The 17212-nt window shown below is 70.9% G+C and carries 15 protein-coding genes; 7 read left to right on the top strand and 8 right to left on the bottom strand.

Annotation, left to right across the window (positions count from 1 at the left end):
* Positions 1–90: 90 nt before the first annotated feature.
* The 7 genes from ACSTA4_RS23295 (at position 91) to ACSTA4_RS23325 (ending at position 7939) form a co-directional block, all read left to right on the top strand.
* Entirely contained in the window at positions 91–723 is a 633-nt protein-coding gene (locus ACSTA4_RS23295) for a DJ-1/PfpI family protein (protein WP_019608026.1), read from the top strand.
* 2 nt (positions 724–725) lie between these two features.
* Positions 726–1181: a MarR family winged helix-turn-helix transcriptional regulator gene (locus ACSTA4_RS23300; protein ID WP_248771797.1), complete on the top strand. Its 456-nt coding sequence runs from the start codon at positions 726–728 to the stop codon at positions 1179–1181.
* Positions 1182–1269: 88 nt separating this feature from the next.
* Positions 1270–2274, top strand: coding sequence for a threonine aldolase family protein (locus ACSTA4_RS23305; protein ID WP_444961028.1), 1005 nt, complete (start codon positions 1270–1272; stop codon positions 2272–2274).
* 143 nt (positions 2275–2417) lie between these two features.
* A complete protein-coding gene (locus ACSTA4_RS23310; RefSeq protein ID WP_274974499.1) occupies positions 2418–3209 on the top strand; it encodes an IclR family transcriptional regulator in 792 nt (263 codons plus the stop codon).
* 260 nt (positions 3210–3469) lie between these two features.
* Positions 3470–4969: a glycerol kinase GlpK gene (glpK, locus tag ACSTA4_RS23315; RefSeq protein WP_444961029.1), complete on the top strand. Its 1500-nt coding sequence runs from the start codon at positions 3470–3472 to the stop codon at positions 4967–4969.
* 217 nt (positions 4970–5186) lie between these two features.
* Positions 5187–5939 carry an MIP/aquaporin family protein gene (locus ACSTA4_RS23320; RefSeq protein ID WP_444961030.1) on the top strand — a complete coding sequence of 251 codons (753 nt, stop codon included), beginning with the start codon at positions 5187–5189 and terminating at the stop codon, positions 5937–5939.
* Between the two features lie 431 nt (positions 5940–6370).
* Positions 6371–7939 carry an FAD-dependent oxidoreductase gene (locus ACSTA4_RS23325; protein ID WP_444961031.1) on the top strand — a complete coding sequence of 523 codons (1569 nt, stop codon included), beginning with the start codon at positions 6371–6373 and terminating at the stop codon, positions 7937–7939.
* An 81-nt stretch (positions 7940–8020) separates the two neighbouring features.
* Here the strand turns inward: ACSTA4_RS23325 and ACSTA4_RS23330 are convergent, their stop codons facing one another.
* The 8 genes from ACSTA4_RS23330 to ACSTA4_RS23365 all read right to left on the bottom strand — a co-directional run bounded on the left by ACSTA4_RS23330 (position 8021) and on the right by ACSTA4_RS23365 (position 17094).
* Positions 8021–8224: a cold-shock protein gene (locus ACSTA4_RS23330; protein ID WP_047868215.1), complete on the bottom strand. Its 204-nt coding sequence runs from the start codon at positions 8222–8224 to the stop codon at positions 8021–8023.
* A 637-nt stretch (positions 8225–8861) separates the two neighbouring features.
* Positions 8862–9770, bottom strand: a complete 909-nt coding sequence (locus tag ACSTA4_RS23335) for an ABC transporter ATP-binding protein (protein WP_444961032.1) — start codon at positions 9768–9770, stop codon at positions 8862–8864.
* A gap of 8 nt (positions 9771–9778) precedes the next feature.
* Entirely contained in the window at positions 9779–10735 is a 957-nt protein-coding gene (locus ACSTA4_RS23340) for an ABC transporter ATP-binding protein (RefSeq protein WP_444961033.1), read from the bottom strand.
* A complete protein-coding gene (locus tag ACSTA4_RS23345; RefSeq protein ID WP_444961034.1) occupies positions 10735–11643 on the bottom strand; it encodes an ABC transporter permease in 909 nt (302 codons plus the stop codon). Before ACSTA4_RS23345 ends, ACSTA4_RS23340 begins: the two co-directional genes overlap by 1 nt.
* Positions 11640–12635, bottom strand: coding sequence for an ABC transporter permease (locus ACSTA4_RS23350; protein ID WP_444961035.1), 996 nt, complete (start codon positions 12633–12635; stop codon positions 11640–11642). Before ACSTA4_RS23350 ends, ACSTA4_RS23345 begins: the two co-directional genes overlap by 4 nt.
* Before the next feature lie 190 nt (positions 12636–12825).
* Entirely contained in the window at positions 12826–14529 is a 1704-nt protein-coding gene (locus ACSTA4_RS23355) for an ABC transporter substrate-binding protein (RefSeq protein ID WP_444964254.1), read from the bottom strand.
* A gap of 542 nt (positions 14530–15071) precedes the next feature.
* A complete protein-coding gene (locus ACSTA4_RS23360; protein ID WP_444961036.1) occupies positions 15072–16091 on the bottom strand; it encodes a LacI family DNA-binding transcriptional regulator in 1020 nt (339 codons plus the stop codon).
* Between the two features lie 121 nt (positions 16092–16212).
* Positions 16213–17094, bottom strand: coding sequence for an Fpg/Nei family DNA glycosylase (locus ACSTA4_RS23365; RefSeq protein WP_274974508.1), 882 nt, complete (start codon positions 17092–17094; stop codon positions 16213–16215).
* Between the last annotated feature and the right edge of the window lie 118 nt (positions 17095–17212).

A 17212-nucleotide genomic window follows, 5' to 3' on the forward strand; every position in this document is an offset into this window, starting at 1 on the left:
CTCCAGAGGGCGCATCAGACGCACGGAGCACCACAGATCCGTCCACCCTCGGATATTGACAGTATGCTGTCCATTTGACAGCATGCTGTCATGATCGAAGACACCAGGCAGACCGTCCACCTCGCCGTGTACGACCAGCTGGCGGACTGGGAGATCGGGCACACCACCGCGACCATCCGGGGCGGCGACTGGCAGCGCGACCCCGGGCGCTACGACGTGGTGACCGTCGGCCTCACCGGCGCGCCCGTCACGACCGCGGGCGGGCTGACCATCCTGCCGGACATCACCCTGCCCCAGCTCAAGCCCTCCTCCAGCGCGATGCTGATCCTGCCGGGGGCCGACGGCTGGGACCTGGACCCCGAGGCCTTCTCCCCGTTCGCCTCGGCGGCCGGGATCTGGCTCGACGCCGGTGTGCCGGTGGCGGCCATCTGCGGCGCCACTGCCGGGCTCGCCCGGGAGGGGCTCCTGGACTACCGCGACCACACCAGCGCCGCGCCCGAGTACCTGCTGGCCACCGGCTACGCCGGGATGCGCCGCTACCGCTCCGCGCTCGCGGTCTCCGACGGCGGCCTCATCACGGCCGGGCCCACCGCGCCCCTGGAGTTCGCCCGGGAGGTCTTCGCGGCCCTGGACCTGTACACGCCCCGTGTCCTCGACGCGTGGTACCGGCTGCACGCCGAGCACGACCCCGGCGCCTACCACGTGCTGCTGGAGGGGGCCTGAGCATGGCCCCTGCCGAGGACAGACACTCCGACCTGCTCACCGGGACCGCGCTCGCCGTCTTCCGCCTCAACGGGCAGTTCCTGTCGGTGGCCGAGGAACTGGCACGCACCGCCGGACTGACCGCCGCGCGCTGGCAGGTGCTCGGCGCGGTGACCCGGGAACCCCTGCCGGTGTCGGCGGTCGCGCGCCGCTTCGGCACCACGCGGCAGAGCGTGCAGCGCATCGCCGACCTGCTGGTGGAGCAGGGGCTGGCCGAGTACCGGCCGAACCCGGCGCACAGCCGCGCCAAGCTGCTCGCCGCCACCGGGGAGGGCCTGGACGCCCTGCGCCGGATCAGCCCCGACCACGAGCGGGTGGCCAAGGCCCTGGTCGCCGAACTGGGCGAGGAGGACAGCGCTCGCGTACTGGAGGCGCTGGCCCGCCTCTCACGTGCCCTGGACCGGATCGGGAGCGACTGAGCGGCGGGCAGTATCGTCGGGCGGACACCCCGTCCACCCCGGGTCCGCCCCCGCCCGAGGTCACGCGTCCCACCAGGAGGAAGACGCCATGATCGACCTGCGTTCCGACACCGTCACCCGCCCCACCCCGGCCATGCGCAGGGCCATGGCCGAGGCCGAGGTGGGCGACGACGTGTGGGGCGAGGACCCGACCGTGCGGGAGCTGGAGGAGGAGACCGCCGGGCTGCTGGGCAGGGAGGCCGCGCTGTACGTGCCGTCCGGGCACATGGCCAACCAGCTGGGGCTGTACGTGTCCACCCGCAGCGGCGAGGAGGTGTGGGCGCACGAGAACCACCACCTCATCGGCGACGAGCAGGGCGCGACCGCGGTGCTGGCCCGGGCCCTGCCGCGCCTGTACTCGGACGGGCTCTGCCCCACCGACGCGGTGCTGGAGTCGTGGATCGCCGGCCGGGGCGACGTCCACCGGGCCGAGCCCGCCCTGGTGTGGCTGGAGAACACCTTCACCGGCCGCGTCGTGCCGCTGGCCGAACAGCGCCGGGTCACCGGGTTCGCGCACCGGCACGGGCTGCGCGCGCACCTGGACGGGGCGCGGCTGTGGAACGCGGCAGCCGCACTGGACGCCGCCCCCGCCGAGGTCGCGGACGGGTTCGACACGGTGTCGGTGTGCTTCTCCAAGGGCCTGGGCGCCCCGGTGGGCTCGGCGCTGGTCGGGGACGCCGACACGGTGCGCAGGGCCCGGCGCGGGCGCAAGCTGCTGGGCGCGGGGATGCGCCAGGCCGGGATCATCGCCGCCGGTGCCCTGTACGCGCTGCGCCACCACCGGGAGCGGGTGGCCGAGGACCACGAGCGCGCCGCGGAGCTGGCCCGTCTGATCTCGGAGCGCTCCGGGCTGGCCGTGCGGGCGCGGACCAACATGGTGCTGGTGCCCGCCCCCGCCGGACAGGGGGCGCGCTACGCCGAGGCCTTCGCCCGCCACGGGGTCGCGGGGCTGGGCATCGGCGACGCCGTGCGCCTGGTGGTGCACCTGGAGACCACCGACCGCGACGTCGAGGAGGCCGCCCGGGGCGTGGCCGAGGCCGCCGCCGAGCTGTGACCCCGGCGGCCGGGCGCGGCGGTCGGCCGACCTAGACTGTGCCGATCGCCTGACCGCCCGGCTGCCGCGGGCGTGCCACGCGTCACAACGCGTAGTAGCATTTCGCGTATGACATTGTCGTACTAGAGAGTGGTAGCACCGCAATGCCGGGAAGAATCCAGTCGATCGAACGCGCGGCAGCCATTCTCCGGATCCTGGCCACCGGTGCCCGCGGGCTCAGCCTGGCGGAGATCTCCCGGTCCCTGGAACTGCCCAAGGGCACCGCGCTCGGTATCCTGCGCACCCTCCAGCACGTGGGCTTCGTCGAGCAGGACCCCGAGTCGGGCCGCTACCGCCTGGGCGGGGGCATGCTCAGCCTGGGCACCCGTTACCTGGACGGCAACGAGCTGCGCACCCGCGCCCTGAACTGGGCGGACAGCCTGGCCTCGCGCAGCGGCGAGAGCGTGCGGATCGGCACGCTGCACAAGCACCAGGTGCTCGTGGTCCACCACGTGTTCCGCCCCGACGCCTCCCAGCAGACCCTGGACGTGGGCACCCTGCTGCCGCTGCACGCCACCGCCATCGGCAAGGTCCTCATGGCCTTCGACCCCCTGGCGGCCCCCGAGGAGGACCCGGCCGTGGTCGAGAGCGGAGGGGCCCCTGCCCTGACCTCCTTCACCCGGCACACCGTCACCTCCCCCGCCGCGCTGGAGCGCCAGCTCGACCAGGTGCGCGACGACGGCTGGGCCTGGGAGGCCGAGGAGCTCGTGGACGGCGAGGTCTCCATCGCCGCCCCCATCCGCGACCGGCGCGGCACGACCGTCGGCGCCATCGGGGTGCGCGGCGCCGTCGAGCGCCTGCGCGGAGAGGGGGGCAGGCCCGACATGGAGCAGGTCTCCTACGTGCGCGACGCGGCGCGGGCCATCTCCCGGGAACTCGGCGTCACCCCCTACTGAGGGATCACGGCACGGTTCCGGTACCGCCCGCGGAAGGCCTTCCGCGCGGCGGCTTCCGGCGTCCGCCCGGGCCTGGCAGCGTTGCCGTCGAGAGGGCGTGACGCACGCGACACGATTGCGTCACGCGGCCTTGACATGGGAAGGAAAGACGGATGAAACTAACGGCTACTCATACGTCAATGTCGTACAACGTGCGGGTTTAATCCGAAACCGTGTGCGTCCGGCCCCGTCCCGAGCCCCACCCTGAAGGCGAGCACCCGATGAGTCAGCAGTACGTCGCCGCGATCGACCAGGGCACCACGTCGAGCCGCTGCATCCTCTTCGACCGCGACGGACGTATCGTCTCGGTCGACCAACGCGAACACAGGCAGATCTTCCCCAAGCCCGGCTGGGTCGAACACGACGCCGTGGAGATCTGGGCCAACGTCGAGGCGGTCATCAGGGGAGCCCTGGACAAGAACGACATCACCCCCGACCAGATCGCGGCCGTCGGCATCACCAACCAGCGCGAGACCACCCTGGTCTGGGACCGCGAGACGGGCGAGCCGGTCCACAACGCCATCGTCTGGCAGGACACCCGCACCGACGACCTGGTCCGCGAGCTGGGCGGCGAGGAGGGCCAGGACCGCTTCCGCGAACGGTGCGGCCTGCCGCTGGCCACCTACTTCTCCGGCCCCAAGCTGCGCTGGCTGCTGGACAACGTCGACGGCCTGCGCGAACGCGCCGAGCGCGGCGAGGTCCTGTTCGGCACCATGGACACCTGGATCATCTGGAAGCTGACCGGCCGCCACGTCACCGACGTGACCAACGCCAGCCGCACCATGCTGATGAACCTGTCCACCCTCCAGTGGGACCCCGAGATCCTGGAGGCCATCGGCATCCCCGAGGGCGTCCTGCCCGAGATCCGCTCGTCGTCGGAGGTCTACGGCGAGGCCGAGGGCTACCTGGCCGGAACCCCCGTCGCCTCCTCCCTCGGCGACCAGCACGCCGCGCTGTTCGGCCAGACCTGTTTCGACCCGGGCGACGTCAAGGGCACCTACGGCACCGGCACCTTCCTGGTGATGAACACCGGCACGGAGCCGGTGACCTCCGAGAACGGCCTGCTCACCACGCTGGGCTACAAGCTCGGCGACGAACCGGCCGTGTACGCCCTGGAGGGCTCCATCGCGGTGACCGGCTCCCTCGTGCAGTGGCTGCGCGACAACCTGGGCCTGATCTCCACCGCGCCCGAGATCGAGACGCTGGCGCGCACCGTGGAGGACAACGGCGGCTGCTACATCGTGCCCGCCTTCTCCGGCCTGTTCGCCCCGCACTGGCGCAGCGACGCGCGCGGCGTCATGGCGGGCCTGACCGGCTACGTCAACAAGGGCCACATCGCGCGCGCCGTCCTGGAGGCCACCGCGTGGCAGACCCGCGAGGTCGTCGACGCGATGAACGCCGACGCGCCCACGGAGCTGACCACGCTCAAGGTGGACGGCGGCATGACCGCCGACAACCTGCTCATGCAGATCCTGTCCGACGTGCTCGACACCGAGGTCGTGCGCCCGATGGTCGCCGAGACCACCTGCCTGGGCGCCGCCTACGCCGCGGGGCTGGCGGTGGGCTACTGGCCCGACGTCGAGACGCTGCGCGCCAACTGGCACAAGGCCGCCGAGTGGACCCCGAAGATGGAGCCCGCCGTGCGCGAGCGCGAGTACCGCAACTGGAACAAGGCCGTGCGCCGCACCCTGGACTGGGTCGAGCACGAGGACGCCCAGTAGCGCGAGGGCGGCGTCACCCCACCGAACGACCGGTTCCCAGGAGCCCCGGCTGCCACCTTCGGCCCCCGGGAACCGGCCCGCGGGGCGCCGTGCGCGCTCCGCTCCATCCCATTCCTGTGACGGGTGCGTCCTATTAAACCCCCGCCTCCGGCCCGGTGCCGGTCGGCGGGGGCGAGGCCCCCGTGACCCGGTTCCCCCTGACGGGGCGGAGGTCTCCATGGTCTATCTGGCAGAGTTCGTCGGTACGGCGATCCTGATCCTGCTCGGCGGCGGTGTCGTCGCCGGTGTCTCGCTCGCACGCTCCAAGGCCCTCAACGGCGGCTGGATCGTCGTCACCTTCGGCTGGGGCATGGCGGTCGCGATGGCCGTCTACGTCGTCGGCGCCACCAGCGGCGCCCACATCAACCCGGCGGTCACGCTCGGCCTGGCCAGTGTCGGCGAGTTCGGCTGGGCCCAGGTCCCGGGCTACATCCTGGCCCAGATGGGCGGCGCCTTCACCGGCGCCGTCCTGGTCTACCTGGTCTACCTGCCGCACTGGAAGATCACCGACGACCCGGACGCGAAGCTGGGCGTGTTCAGCACCGCCCCGGCCGTGCGCAACCCGGTGGCCAACCTCATCACCGAGGTCGTCGGCACCGCCATGCTGCTCCTGGGCGTGCTGGGCATCGGCGCGAACTCCGGCTACGTCTCCATCGAGGACGGCGTGGACCTGAGCGGCCTGTTCACCAACGGCCTGGCGCCGCTGCTGACCGGCCTGCTGGTGCTGGCGATCGGCCTGTCCCTGGGCGGCCCGACGGGATACGCCATCAACCCGGCCCGCGACCTGGGGCCGCGCATCGCGCACGCGGTGCTGCCGATCCCCGGCAAGGGCCCCTCCGACTGGGGATACGCCTGGGTTCCGGTGGTCGGCCCCCTGTTGGGCGGCGTGATCGGCGCGTGGATCTGGAAGCTCACCGGGTTCGGCTCCTGAGCGTCGCCGACCCGGGGACGGTGTGACCGCCGCCCCCGAACGGCCCGCCCACGAACGCCAGGGTCTGCCGGGGCCCCGCCTTCCGGGCCCGCTCGGCGGACCCGGACCCGCCGAGCCCCGGGGCGTCGCCGTGCGACGCCCCGGGGCTTCGCCGTGCGCGCCCTCGGCTCGGGCCGACCGCGTGGTCGGCCGATGAGGTTCGACAATGCCGCATCTCAGGAGCCCCGTGTGTTGACCCGACTCCCCTGGGCAACTTGCGTCAAGCTCGTCTGTGCTCCGGGTCGCGCCTGGACCCGTTTTCTCCGCGAGAAGACCCCCTCTTCTTCACCAGCGTTCGGCATTGTCGTATTATGAAGGCGATACATCGCCTGAAACGTGGAGACTGTTCAGGTGCACGCGAGGCCCCCTCCATCCCTCCGAGGAGCACAGCCATGACCGTCAGCGCCAGCCAGAACCGCATCGCCTCGTCGCGCTCGCGCACACGCGACGAACTCACCCGGGGGACCTTCGACCTCCTGGTCGTCGGCGGCGGGATCCTCGGGACCTCCGTCGCCTGGACCGCCACCCAGGCGGGACTGCGCGTGGCCATGGTCGACTCCGGAGACTTCGCCGGAGCCACCTCCAGCGCCTCCTCCAAGCTGGTGCACGGCGGACTGCGCTACCTCCAGAGCGGGCAGGTGCGCCTGGTCGCCGAGAACCACCGCGAGCGCCGGTCCCTGGCCTCGGATGTGGCGCCGCACCTGGTCAACCACATGCCGTTCCTGGTCCCGATCTACTCCGGCGGCCCGCACGGGGCCGCGAAGATGGGCGCCGGGGTGTTCCTGTACTCGGCCCTGTCGGCCTTCGGCGACGGCATGGGCCGCCTGCTCTCCCCCGCCCAGGCGCGGCGGCTCGCCCCGGGCCTGCGCACCGACGGCCTGCGGTCGGTGGCCGCCTACAGCGACCACCAGATGAACGACAGCCGGATGGCCGTCATGAGCGTGCGCGCCGCCGTGGACGCGGGCGCGGTGGTGCTCAACCACGCCGAGGTCGTGGGGCTGCGCACCACCCGGGGCCGGGTCACCGGCGCCGACCTGCGCGACCGCGTCGACGGCGGGGAGTTCGGCATCGACGCGCGGCTGGTCCTCAACGCGACCGGCCCGTGGGTTGACCGGCTGCGGAGCATGGAGGACCCCTCCGCGACGCCCAGCGTCCGCCTGTCCAAGGGCGCGCACCTGGTGCTGCGCACCCCCGAGCCCTGGCGCGCCGCGCTGACCATCCCCGTGGACAAGTACCGGGTGTCGTTCGCGATCCCGTGGGAGGGCAGGCTGCTGCTGGGCACCACCGACGAGGAGTACACCGGGGACCCGGCCGACGTGTCGGTCGTGCCCGCCGACGTGGAGCAGATCCTGGGCGAGGCCGCGCTGGGCATCGACGCGCCCTACCTGGACGCCTCCCACGTCGACTACTCCTTCGCGGGGCTGCGGGTGCTGCCCGGCGGACCCGGCGGCACCAGCGCGGCCAAGCGCGAGACCGTGGTCACCCAGGGGCGGGGCGGGATGCTCTCGGTGGCGGGCGGCAAGTGGACGACCTACCGCCACATCGGCCGCGCCGTCCTCAAGGAGCTGCGCAAGGTCAGCGCCGTGCCGCTGTCGGAGGACATGGCCGACCCGCTGCGCACGGTGCCGCTGCCCGGACTGGCCAGCCCGGACGCGGTGGCCCAGCGGCTGATCACCGACCGCGCGCCCGGCGCCCCGCTGGACCCGCTGGTCGCCCGCCACCTGGCGTCGCACTACGGGAGCCTGGCCATGGACATCGCGGCGATGGTGCGCGAGGAGCCGCGTCTGGGCGAGCGCATCCACCCCGACGGCCCCGACATCTGGGCGCAGGTGGTCTTCGCCCGCGACCGCGAGTGGGCGGTGAACGCGGACGACGTGCTGCGCCGCCGCACGACGGTGACCGTGCGGGGACTGGACACCCCCGAGGTGCGTCGGCGCACCGAGACCCTGCTGGAGGGGTGAGCCCCCGCCCCCTCGGGGGCCGCACACGCGAACGCCCCGGAAGGCGGTGCCTTCCGGGGCGTTGCGCGAAGTTATCGCGTGCTAGATCGCGACGACGTTCTCGGCCTGCGGGCCACGGGTGCCCTGGACGACCTCGAACTCCACGCGCTGGTTCTCCTCCAGGTTACGGAAGCCCGTGCCCTGGATGGCGCTGTAGTGAACGAAGGCGTCGGGGCCGCCGCCGTCGGGGGAGATGAAGCCGAAGCCCTTCTCGCCGTTGAACCACTTCACAGTTCCCTGAGCCATGTTCTCTCCTTCAGCTCGGTGTACACGGACGCAAACTCACGTCCGCGAATTGCCGCGAGCCGGACTTCCTTGAAGAAACCGCCCGCCGGTCACAAACTCCGCGGGCAAGACACCAACTGCGAAATTCAACGACTAACAATCACTTCGAACGTACCACAGACGGGTCGGCCAGCGAAGGATTCCGATGTGGCAACCCGCACGGCCCGCCGGGGAATACCGACGGACCCTCCAGGGTACACGTGTGCCGCGTGGGAACGCACGCCGGGATGTCACACCCCGTTCAGGCGGACGTCGCCGCCACGTCGTCGGCGCACCTCAGGACGGGTGCGCACGTGAGCGCACCCGGCTCCGGGACGGCGCCGCCCGCGGCCGCCCCCGCGTGCGGCCAGCCGGGCGGCGGAGCGGCCCGGCGGCGTCCGCCGACGCCCTCCGCGACGGGCCCGTCGGCGCCCGGAACCGGCCCCCGCGACGGGATCCGGGACCGTGCGCACACCCGGAGACCACCGCCGGCCGCCCGGGTCCGCGCGTCGAATCGCGGCTTTCGGAAACCGGTGTCGGGAGCGCGCGAGGAGAGCCGGAAAACACCGAGGCGCCCGCGGGGGGTGGACGGGCGCCGGGATGAGGGGAAGCGGGCGGCTCAGCCCTGGTCGATCCCCACGAAGTGGCCCTCCTCGGCCTCGATCAACGGAGCGGAGTCCTCGTCGGGCGCCGTCGGCAGGACGACGTCCTCGGGGGGGTTGGCCGCCAGTTCGGCGTCGACCTCGGCCCAGGTGCGGTGCAGCTGCGGCACGCAGGACAGCAGGTGGCGACTGTAGGGGTGCAGCGGGTTGTCGAAGACCCTGGCCGTCGGGCCCATCTCGGCGATCGCGCCCTTGCGCAGGATCACCGACTTGTCGCTGACGTAGTTGCCCAGCGACAGGTCGTGGGTGACGAACAGGATGCCCAGGCCGCGCTCCTTGAGGTCGGCGAGCAGGTTGAGCACGTCGATGCGCGTGGAGGCGTCGAGCATGCTGATGATCTCGTCAGCGACCAGCAGCTTGATGTCCAGCAGCAGCGCCCGCGCGATCAGCAGGCGCTGCAGCTGCCCGCCGCTGAGCTGGTGCGGGTACTTGTTGAGGACGTTGGCCGGGTCCAGGCGCACAGTGGCTATCGCCTTCAGCACCTTGTCCCGCCACTCCGTCTCCGGGGTCTTCGGGAAGTAGGAGGTGCGGACCATCTCGAAGACGCGGTCGGCCTTGAAGATGGGGTTGAAGCAGCTGAACGGGTCCTGGAAGACCCCCTGCACACGGCGGTAGTACTCCTTGCGCGCGGCGTGGCCCTTGATGGTGGTGATGTCGGTGCCCTCGAAGGTGATGCTCCCCGAGGTCGGCTTGAACAGGCCCAGCACCATCTTGCCGAGGGTGCTCTTGCCGCTGCCGCTCTCACCGATCAGCGAGACGACCTCGCCCGCCCCCACCGTGAGGCTCACGTCGCGGACGGCGCGCAGGCGGTCGCCCCCGAACGCGCCAACCTTGTACACCTTGTGCACGTGGCTGAGTTCCAGCACGGTCTACCTCACCCCGTCTTCCAGCAGGCGGCCCAGTGGCCGGGTTCGATCTCCACCAGCGGCGGCTGTTCGGAGCACTTGGAGAACGCCATCGGGCAGCGGTCCTTGAACCGGCAGCCGGTGGGCGGGTTGAGCAGCCCCGGCGGGGTGCCGGGAATGCCCTCCAGGCGGCCCCCCTGCACGGTGGAGGTGGACCCTACCTCGGGCAGCGCCCCGATGAGCATCTGGGTGTAGGGGTGCTTGGGCTCGTTGATGATGGTGCTCGCGGGCGCCTTCTCCGCGATGTGGCCCGCGTACATCACCATGATCGTGTCCGCCATCTGGTACACGAGCGAGATGTCGTGGGTCACGAAGACCATGCTCTTGATGTAGCCCCGGTCGCGGAACTCCACCATCGACTCCGCGACGGAGCGCTGGGTGGACACGTCCAAGGCCGAGGTGACCTCGTCGGCGATCAGCAGCGACGGGTTGAGCAGGGTCGAGATGACCATGACGACGCGCTGCTTCATGCCGCCGGACAGCTCGATCGGGAACCGGTTGAGCACGTCGGTGTCCAGGCCGACCAGTTCCAGGCGGCGGTGGAGCTCCTCGGTGATGTCGGCGGGCCGCACGCCGCGGGCGCGCAGCAGCTCGTTGATCATCTTCCCGATCTTGCGGGTCGGGTTGAGCGCGCTCATCGCGTACTGCGGGATGAGCGAGATCTCGTGGTACCGCAGGGGCACCATCGCCTGGTCGTCGGCGATGGGCACGTCCTTGCCGTCCAGCTCGATCGTGCCGCCGACGTGGCGCATCCGCGAGTCCAGGCGGATCAGGCTCTTGCCCAGGGTGGTCTTGCCGCAGCCGGACTCCCCGGCCAGGCCCATGATCTCCCCGTCGGCGAGGTCGAACGTGACGCCGTCGAGGGCGTGGACGTCCCCGCGCAGGGTCTGGTAGTAGACCTTCAGGTCCTTGACGCGCAGGGTCATCACAGCTCCCGCAGCTTGGGGTTGAAGACCTCGTCCAACCCGACGTTGAGGATGTACAGCGAGCCCACGATCACGGTGATGCCGAGGCCCGGCGGGATGAACCACCACCACATGCCGAGGGTGAGCGCGCTCCAGGCGACGGCGCTCTCCAGCATCAGGCCGAGGGACACGCCGTTGGAGGGGCCGAGGCCGATGAAGTCCAGGCCGGCCGCGGTGAGGATCGCGCCGCCGAAGAGCAGGATGAAGGACATCACCAGGTACGAGCTCATGTTGGGCGCGATCTCGGTGGTGATGATCTTCCACGTGCGCCGACCGCTCAGCCGGGCCAGGTCCACGTAGTCGCGGGTGGCCAGGGACAGCGCCTGCGAACGGACCGCGCGGGCCGCCCACGGCCAGGCGGTCAGACCGATGAACAGGCCCTGCACGAACAGGCCGCGCGCGTCCAGGTAGGCGATCGCGACGATGAGCACGACCATCGCGGGCAGCACCAGGACCACGTTCGTGATCATGTTGAGGATCTCGTCGACGATCCCGCCCTTGTACCCGGCGACGAAGCCGACCGTCGTGCCGATGACGAAGGCGACGCCGCCGCCGAACAGGCCGATGATGAACGTGGCGCGCACGCCGTGCACGAACTGGGCCCAGATGTCCTGGCCGAACGTGGTGGTACCGAACCAGTACTCGCCGTTGGGCGCCTGCATCTGCGGGCCGACGTACTCGTTGGGGCTGTCGCTGACGAAGAAGGGGCCGACGATCCCGAGCAGCAGGAAGGCCAGGACGATACCCGAGCCGATGAGCAGCTTGGGGTTGCGCCGGGCGAAGTACAGGGCCTCTGAGCCCTTGCGCCCGGCCGGTTCGGGGGCGGCCGCCTTCTCGGCGGTGCCCGGAGCTCCGGCGACGTTCGTCATGAGGAGCCTCCCGTCATCTGGACCCGGGTGCGCGGGTCGATCAGCACGTAGACGATGTCGATGATGAAGTTGGCGATCAGCACGCCGACGACCACGAACAGGAAGACGCCCTGGAGCAGGAAGAAGTCGCGGCTCTCCAGGGAGTCGAGGATGAGCTTGCCGAGGCCGGGGTAGTTGAACACGATCTCGGTGAGCAGGGAGCCCGCGATGATCGTGCCCAGCTGGACCGCCAGGCCGGTGATCTGCGGCAGCATGGCGTTGCGGAACGCGTAGCGCCGGACCAGCTTGCGCGGGGCGCCGAGGGCCTGGAGGTAGTTGGAGTAGTCCGCGTCCAGCTCGTAGATGATCATGTTGCGCATGCCGATCGCCCAGCCGCCGAGCGCCACGAGGAACATGGACAGGAACGGCAGGAACCAGTGGGTGATCAGGTTGGAGATGAACAGCCAGCTGAACTCGGGGCGCAGGGAGAAGCTGTAGCCGCCCGAGGCCGGGAAGATCCCGGCGACGATGCCCAGGCTCCAGGCCAGCAGCAGGGCCAGCCACATGTACGGCGTGGCGGTGAGGATGTAGCCGACCGGCAGGACCGTGTTGTCCAGGGCCTTGCTGCGGGCGGCGAAGGCGCCGAAGCGGTTGCCGATGATCCAGCTGAGCAGGATCGCGGGGAGCAGCAGTCCCAGGGTGAAGGGGACCGCCCTCATGATGACGTCGGTGACCGGCTCGGGGTAGAGCATCACGCTGATGCCCAGGTCCCCTCGGAACAGGCCGGCCCAGAAGCTCAGGTACTGCTCGTGCAGCGGCCTGTCGAGGCCGAAGACCTCCTCGTAGTAGGCGGTCATGGTGGCCAGGGCCTCGGGGTCGCCCGCTGAAGCCCGGGAGAGCATGCTGCGGATGGGGTCGCCGGGCATGAAGCGCGGAATCATCCAGTTGATGGTGACCGCGACGATGAACGTAAGCAGGTAGACGAAGAGCTTACGACCGATATAGCGCCACACACGTTCCTCCAGGTGATGGCGGCGGACAGTCGAGTGGCCCCGGAGGGGGCGCGGCACGGACCCTGTGGGGCTGTTCCGTGCCGCGCCCGCTCTCCCGGGGCGTCCCCCGGCCGGGCTCTTTCGCGCCGTGCCTCGGCCGGGGGCGGGGAGTGGTCAGCGGGGTGGATGGGGGGAGGTCGCTCCCCCGCCCCTACTCGACCGGTTCGATCGAGGCGAGAGTCTCGATTCCGCCGAGCTCGTACCAGCCCTCCCACATCACCGCGGGGCTGTTGGGCGTGTCCTCGGCCTCACTGGGCCAGTTGGCCCAGGCGGTGTTGTTGGTCTGCGCCCACTGGCCGTTGTACCAGAGCGGGATGGTCGGCAGCTCGGCCAGGAAGTGCTCCTGGAGCTGCGAGGTGACCTCGGCCGCGGCCTCGACGTCGTCGGCGGGGACCCGGGCGAGCTCCTCGGTGAGGGCCCACGCCTCGTCGCTCTCGTAGCGGTGGAAGTTCACCGTGGTCTGCTGCTCCTGGATGGGCAGCTGGTAGAGGTAGTCGTAGTAGGTCCACGGCGAGTTGCTCAGCTGCCGGGCGTTGTTGATGACCAGGTCGAACTCGCCCGCGTTGCGGTTGTCGTCGAGCAGGCCCGCGTCGGGGAACTCGGCGGTGATGTTGATGCCGACGTCCTGGGCGTTCTGCTCGATGATGCGGGCGGCCTCCATCCAGTCGGTCCAGCCGGAGGGGACCGCGAGGGTCAGCGCGATGGGCTCGCCGTCGGGGGTCTCGACGAAGCCGTCGCCGTCCTCGTCCATGTAGTCGGCCTCTTCGAGGATGGCCACGGCCTCGTCCGCGTCGAAGGTGAAGCCCTCGCGCTCGACCAGCTCGTGGTCGATGTAGGCGTCCCACTCGGGCAGCAGGCCCGTGGGGTTGGCCGCCTGGACCAGGTTGGCGTACGGGCCCTCGACGATCTGGGTGATGTTGATCGAGTGGGCCAGGGCCTGGCGGAACGCCGTGTCGTTGAGCGGCTCACGGGTGTGGTTCGGGATGAGCCACGCCGTGTTGGCGCTCTTCATGTACGGGGGGCCGTCGTAGAAGCTGGTGATGGTCTCGTTGCTGTTGAGGACCTGGTCGATGCCGGGCAGGAAGTTGTTGGAGAGGTCGACCTCGCCCTGGTTCAGCATGCCCATCGTGACCTCGTTGGAGGCGTTGACGATGTCGACGATGTAGCGGGCGTCCATCGTCATGTCGAGGGCGTCGACGGCCCACCACTCGTCGTTGCGCTCCCAGACCATGCGGTCGTCGGTGTGCGACTCGTAGACGTAGGGGCCGGTGCCGACCGGGTTCTCGTTGGGGCTGTCGGCGATCTGGCTCTCCTCCATGTCGGCCCAGATGTGGTCCGGGACGATGGGGTTGGAGTAGGCCCAGTTCATCCACTCCTGCGGACGGCTCTCCGAGAAGGTGACGGTGACCGTGCGCTCGTCGGTGGCCTCGACGCTCTCGATGTAGTCCCAGACGTTGCTGTAGGGGACTCCGGGGACCTGGCCGAGCTCCAGCGTGGTGACCACGTCCTGGGCGACGAAGGGCTCGCCGTCGTTCCACGTGACGCCCTCGCGCAGGGTGATCACGTGCTCGGTCTCCGAGGTCCACTCGTCGCTCTCGGCGAGCCAGTGGACGTACTCTCCCGCGTCCGCGTCGTAGTGGAAGAGCGACTCGTAGACCAGGCCGTTGGTGCCGACCGCGAACTGGCCCCGCATCATCGGGTTCCAGCTGGTCGGCGCCTCCCAGGCTGTACCCGTGGTGTACAGGGTCTCGTTCCTGGGGTACTGGCCCGAACCGCCGTCGCTGTTCCCGCCGCCACCCGAGCAGGCGCTGACCGCGAGGGCCAGGGCCGCGAGTGCCGCCGGAAGCCGCAGCATTCTCATCTCGACTCCTCCTTGTCACCCGGCCGGCCTATGGGGGGAGTCCCCTCCGTGAGACCGGAAGGGTGGGAGCGCTCCCAGTGGTGAGCGCACGAGACCGTTGCTGAACCGGGTAAGTGACGTTAACAACAACACGTCCACAGGAAGGGCGTCAATGCCCGACACTTCGCTGTTATTCGCTTGTAACAGCACAGATGCGGGTATGTCAGTAAGTTCGGCGGTGCTGAACCGGTTCCGCACGGGCGTTCTCGCTCCCTCGGGGGCCTGTCGGCGTGGGGCGTTACGCGCCGCAGCCTTCCACAGCTCGGGAGGGGGTGGCAGCACCCTCACGGTCACCTTTTGGACACCAAAGCCACAGAGACCACCGAGGCAACTCGCGCCCCTGTTTTCACATCGTTAACAACCGCCGCGGTGCACGCCGCGAACCCCGGCGTCCGCGCCACACCGGGCTCTGGGGCTCTCACGCGGTGTACACGCCGGACCGGGCGCGCGGCGGCGGGCCGTCCCCCGACCGCGGGCGGCCGGTCGGGGACGCCGGATCACGCGCCCAGGGGCCCGGTGCTGCCGCGTGGGAGCAGCTCCCCGCGCGAGGTCTCGCTGTTGGCCACCGGCTTGCCCTCGATCGTTTTGGCCAGCATCAGCGCGGCCTGGCGGCCGTAGGACACGATGTCGCGCACTATGGCGGTCAGCGAGGGGCGGACCAGGCGGCACAGCACCGAGTCGTCCCAGGCCACGATGGACAGCTGCGAGGGCACGTCCACGCCCATCTCGTGGGCCACGCCCAGTCCGGCCACGGCCATGAGGTCGTTGTCGTAGATCAGGGCGGTCGGCCGGTCGGTGGCGGCCAGCAGCTTGCGCGTGGTCCTCGTACCGCCCTCGCCCGTGTAGTCGGCGTGCACCCAGCGGGCCTCGCTGAGCCCGGCCTGGGCCGCGGCGTCCAGGAAGGCCCGGGTGCGCACGCGGGTGTGCACGAACTTCTCCGGGCCCGCCACCTGGACGATGCGCCGGTGGCCGAGGGCGGCCAGGTAGTGGACGACCTCGCGCATGGCGGTGGCGTCGTCGGTGTGCAGGTACGGCAGGGAGCCCACGCCCTCGGGTCCACCGAGGACGACGGCGGGCAGCGGGAGCTCCTCGACGACTTGGACGCGCGGGTCGCCCACGCGCAGGTCGACCATGATCACGCCGTCCACCCGGCGTTCGGACGACCAGCGCCGGTAGGCCGCGATCTCGGCGCCCATGTCCTCGGTGACCTGTAACAACAGGTCGACCCCCGAGGAGGCCAGCTCGGTCTCGATCCCCGAGACCAGCTGCATGAAGAAGGGTTCCAGCCCCAGGGAGTGGGCGGGCCGGTCGACCACCAGGCCGACCGCCCCGATCCGGCCGCCGGGGGCGAGTGCGCGCGCCGGGCTGCTGGGCGCCCAGCCGAGGTCGCTGGCGATCGCCAGGATGCGTCTTCGGGTCTCCTCCGAGACCCCCGGGCGCCCGTTGAGCGCGTAGGACACGGCCCCCTTGGACACCCCCGCGGCCTTGGCGATGTCCATGATGGTCGGACGCCGCATCAAACCCCCCATTCGTCCCCCTGATCACACAACGCTGAACCGGTTAAGCAGACGGTTCGGGATTGTACTGCATGACCTCGGCATCTAACCCGACAAATGGGTACTTAACTCACGAAAGCCATCAAACTCCCTGGCACCGGGGGCACCAGTAGAGGGTGCGCCCGGCCAGTTCGGCGGAGGCGACCGGCGAGGAGCACACCCGGCAGGGTTCGCCGGTCCGGTAGCACACGTAGAGGCTGTCGGGCCGGGGCACGGGGCGCGCGTCCGGGTCGGGGCGGTGCTCGGGCAGGGTGGTGATGATGTAGCCGTCCCGCACGCCGTCGCGGAGCAAACCCGACAGGTCGTCCCACAGCCGCGACCATTGCCCGGCCGTGAGGTCGCGGCCCGGGGTCATCGGGTCCAGGCCCGCCCGGAACAGCGACTCCGCACGGTAGATGTTGCCGATGCCCGCCACCACGTCCTGGCGCATGAGGAGCGCGGCGATGCTGGTCCGGGAGCGGCTGACCACGCGCCAGGCGCGCTCGGGGTCGGCGTCGTCGCGCAGGGGGTCGGGTCCCAGCCTGTCCTGGACGGCGCGCTTGTCGTCCTCGGTGACGACCTCGCAGGCCGAGGGGCCGCGCAGGTCGGCCCAGCCGGAGGAGTTGACCAGACGGGCGCGCACCGCCCCGACGGGTTCGGGCGGCACGGCGAAGCCCTCGGCGTCGCGGAGCAGCTCCCGGCGGGCGCCGCCGGCGGCCCGCGGCGCGCCCAGGTGGCGTTCGCCGTCGGCGTCGCCGAAGGACCAGGCGCCGTACAGGCCCAGGTGGACCCGCAGCCACTCCCCCGAGTCGAACCCCAGGAAGAGGTGCTTGCCGTGGGCCTCGCTCTCGGTGAGGACCCGGCCGTCGATCCGGGCGGCGCCGTCGGCGAAGCGCCCCTGCGGGCTGCTGGCGCGTACCGCGCCGCCGCCGAAGGTCTTGTCGAAGTGCGCTGCCAGGCGGTGCAGCGTGTGGCCCTCGGGCACCGGTCCTCTCCTCCCCCGTCCGCCCGGGGCGGCGTGAACACCGCTTTCCGGACATCGGGCTCCAGGGTAGTGCGCCCGCCCCGTCCGCCGGTCCGTTCGGCGTCCGGTCCCGGTGGGG

It is taken from the genome of Nocardiopsis sp. M1B1 (genome assembly GCF_052466615.1).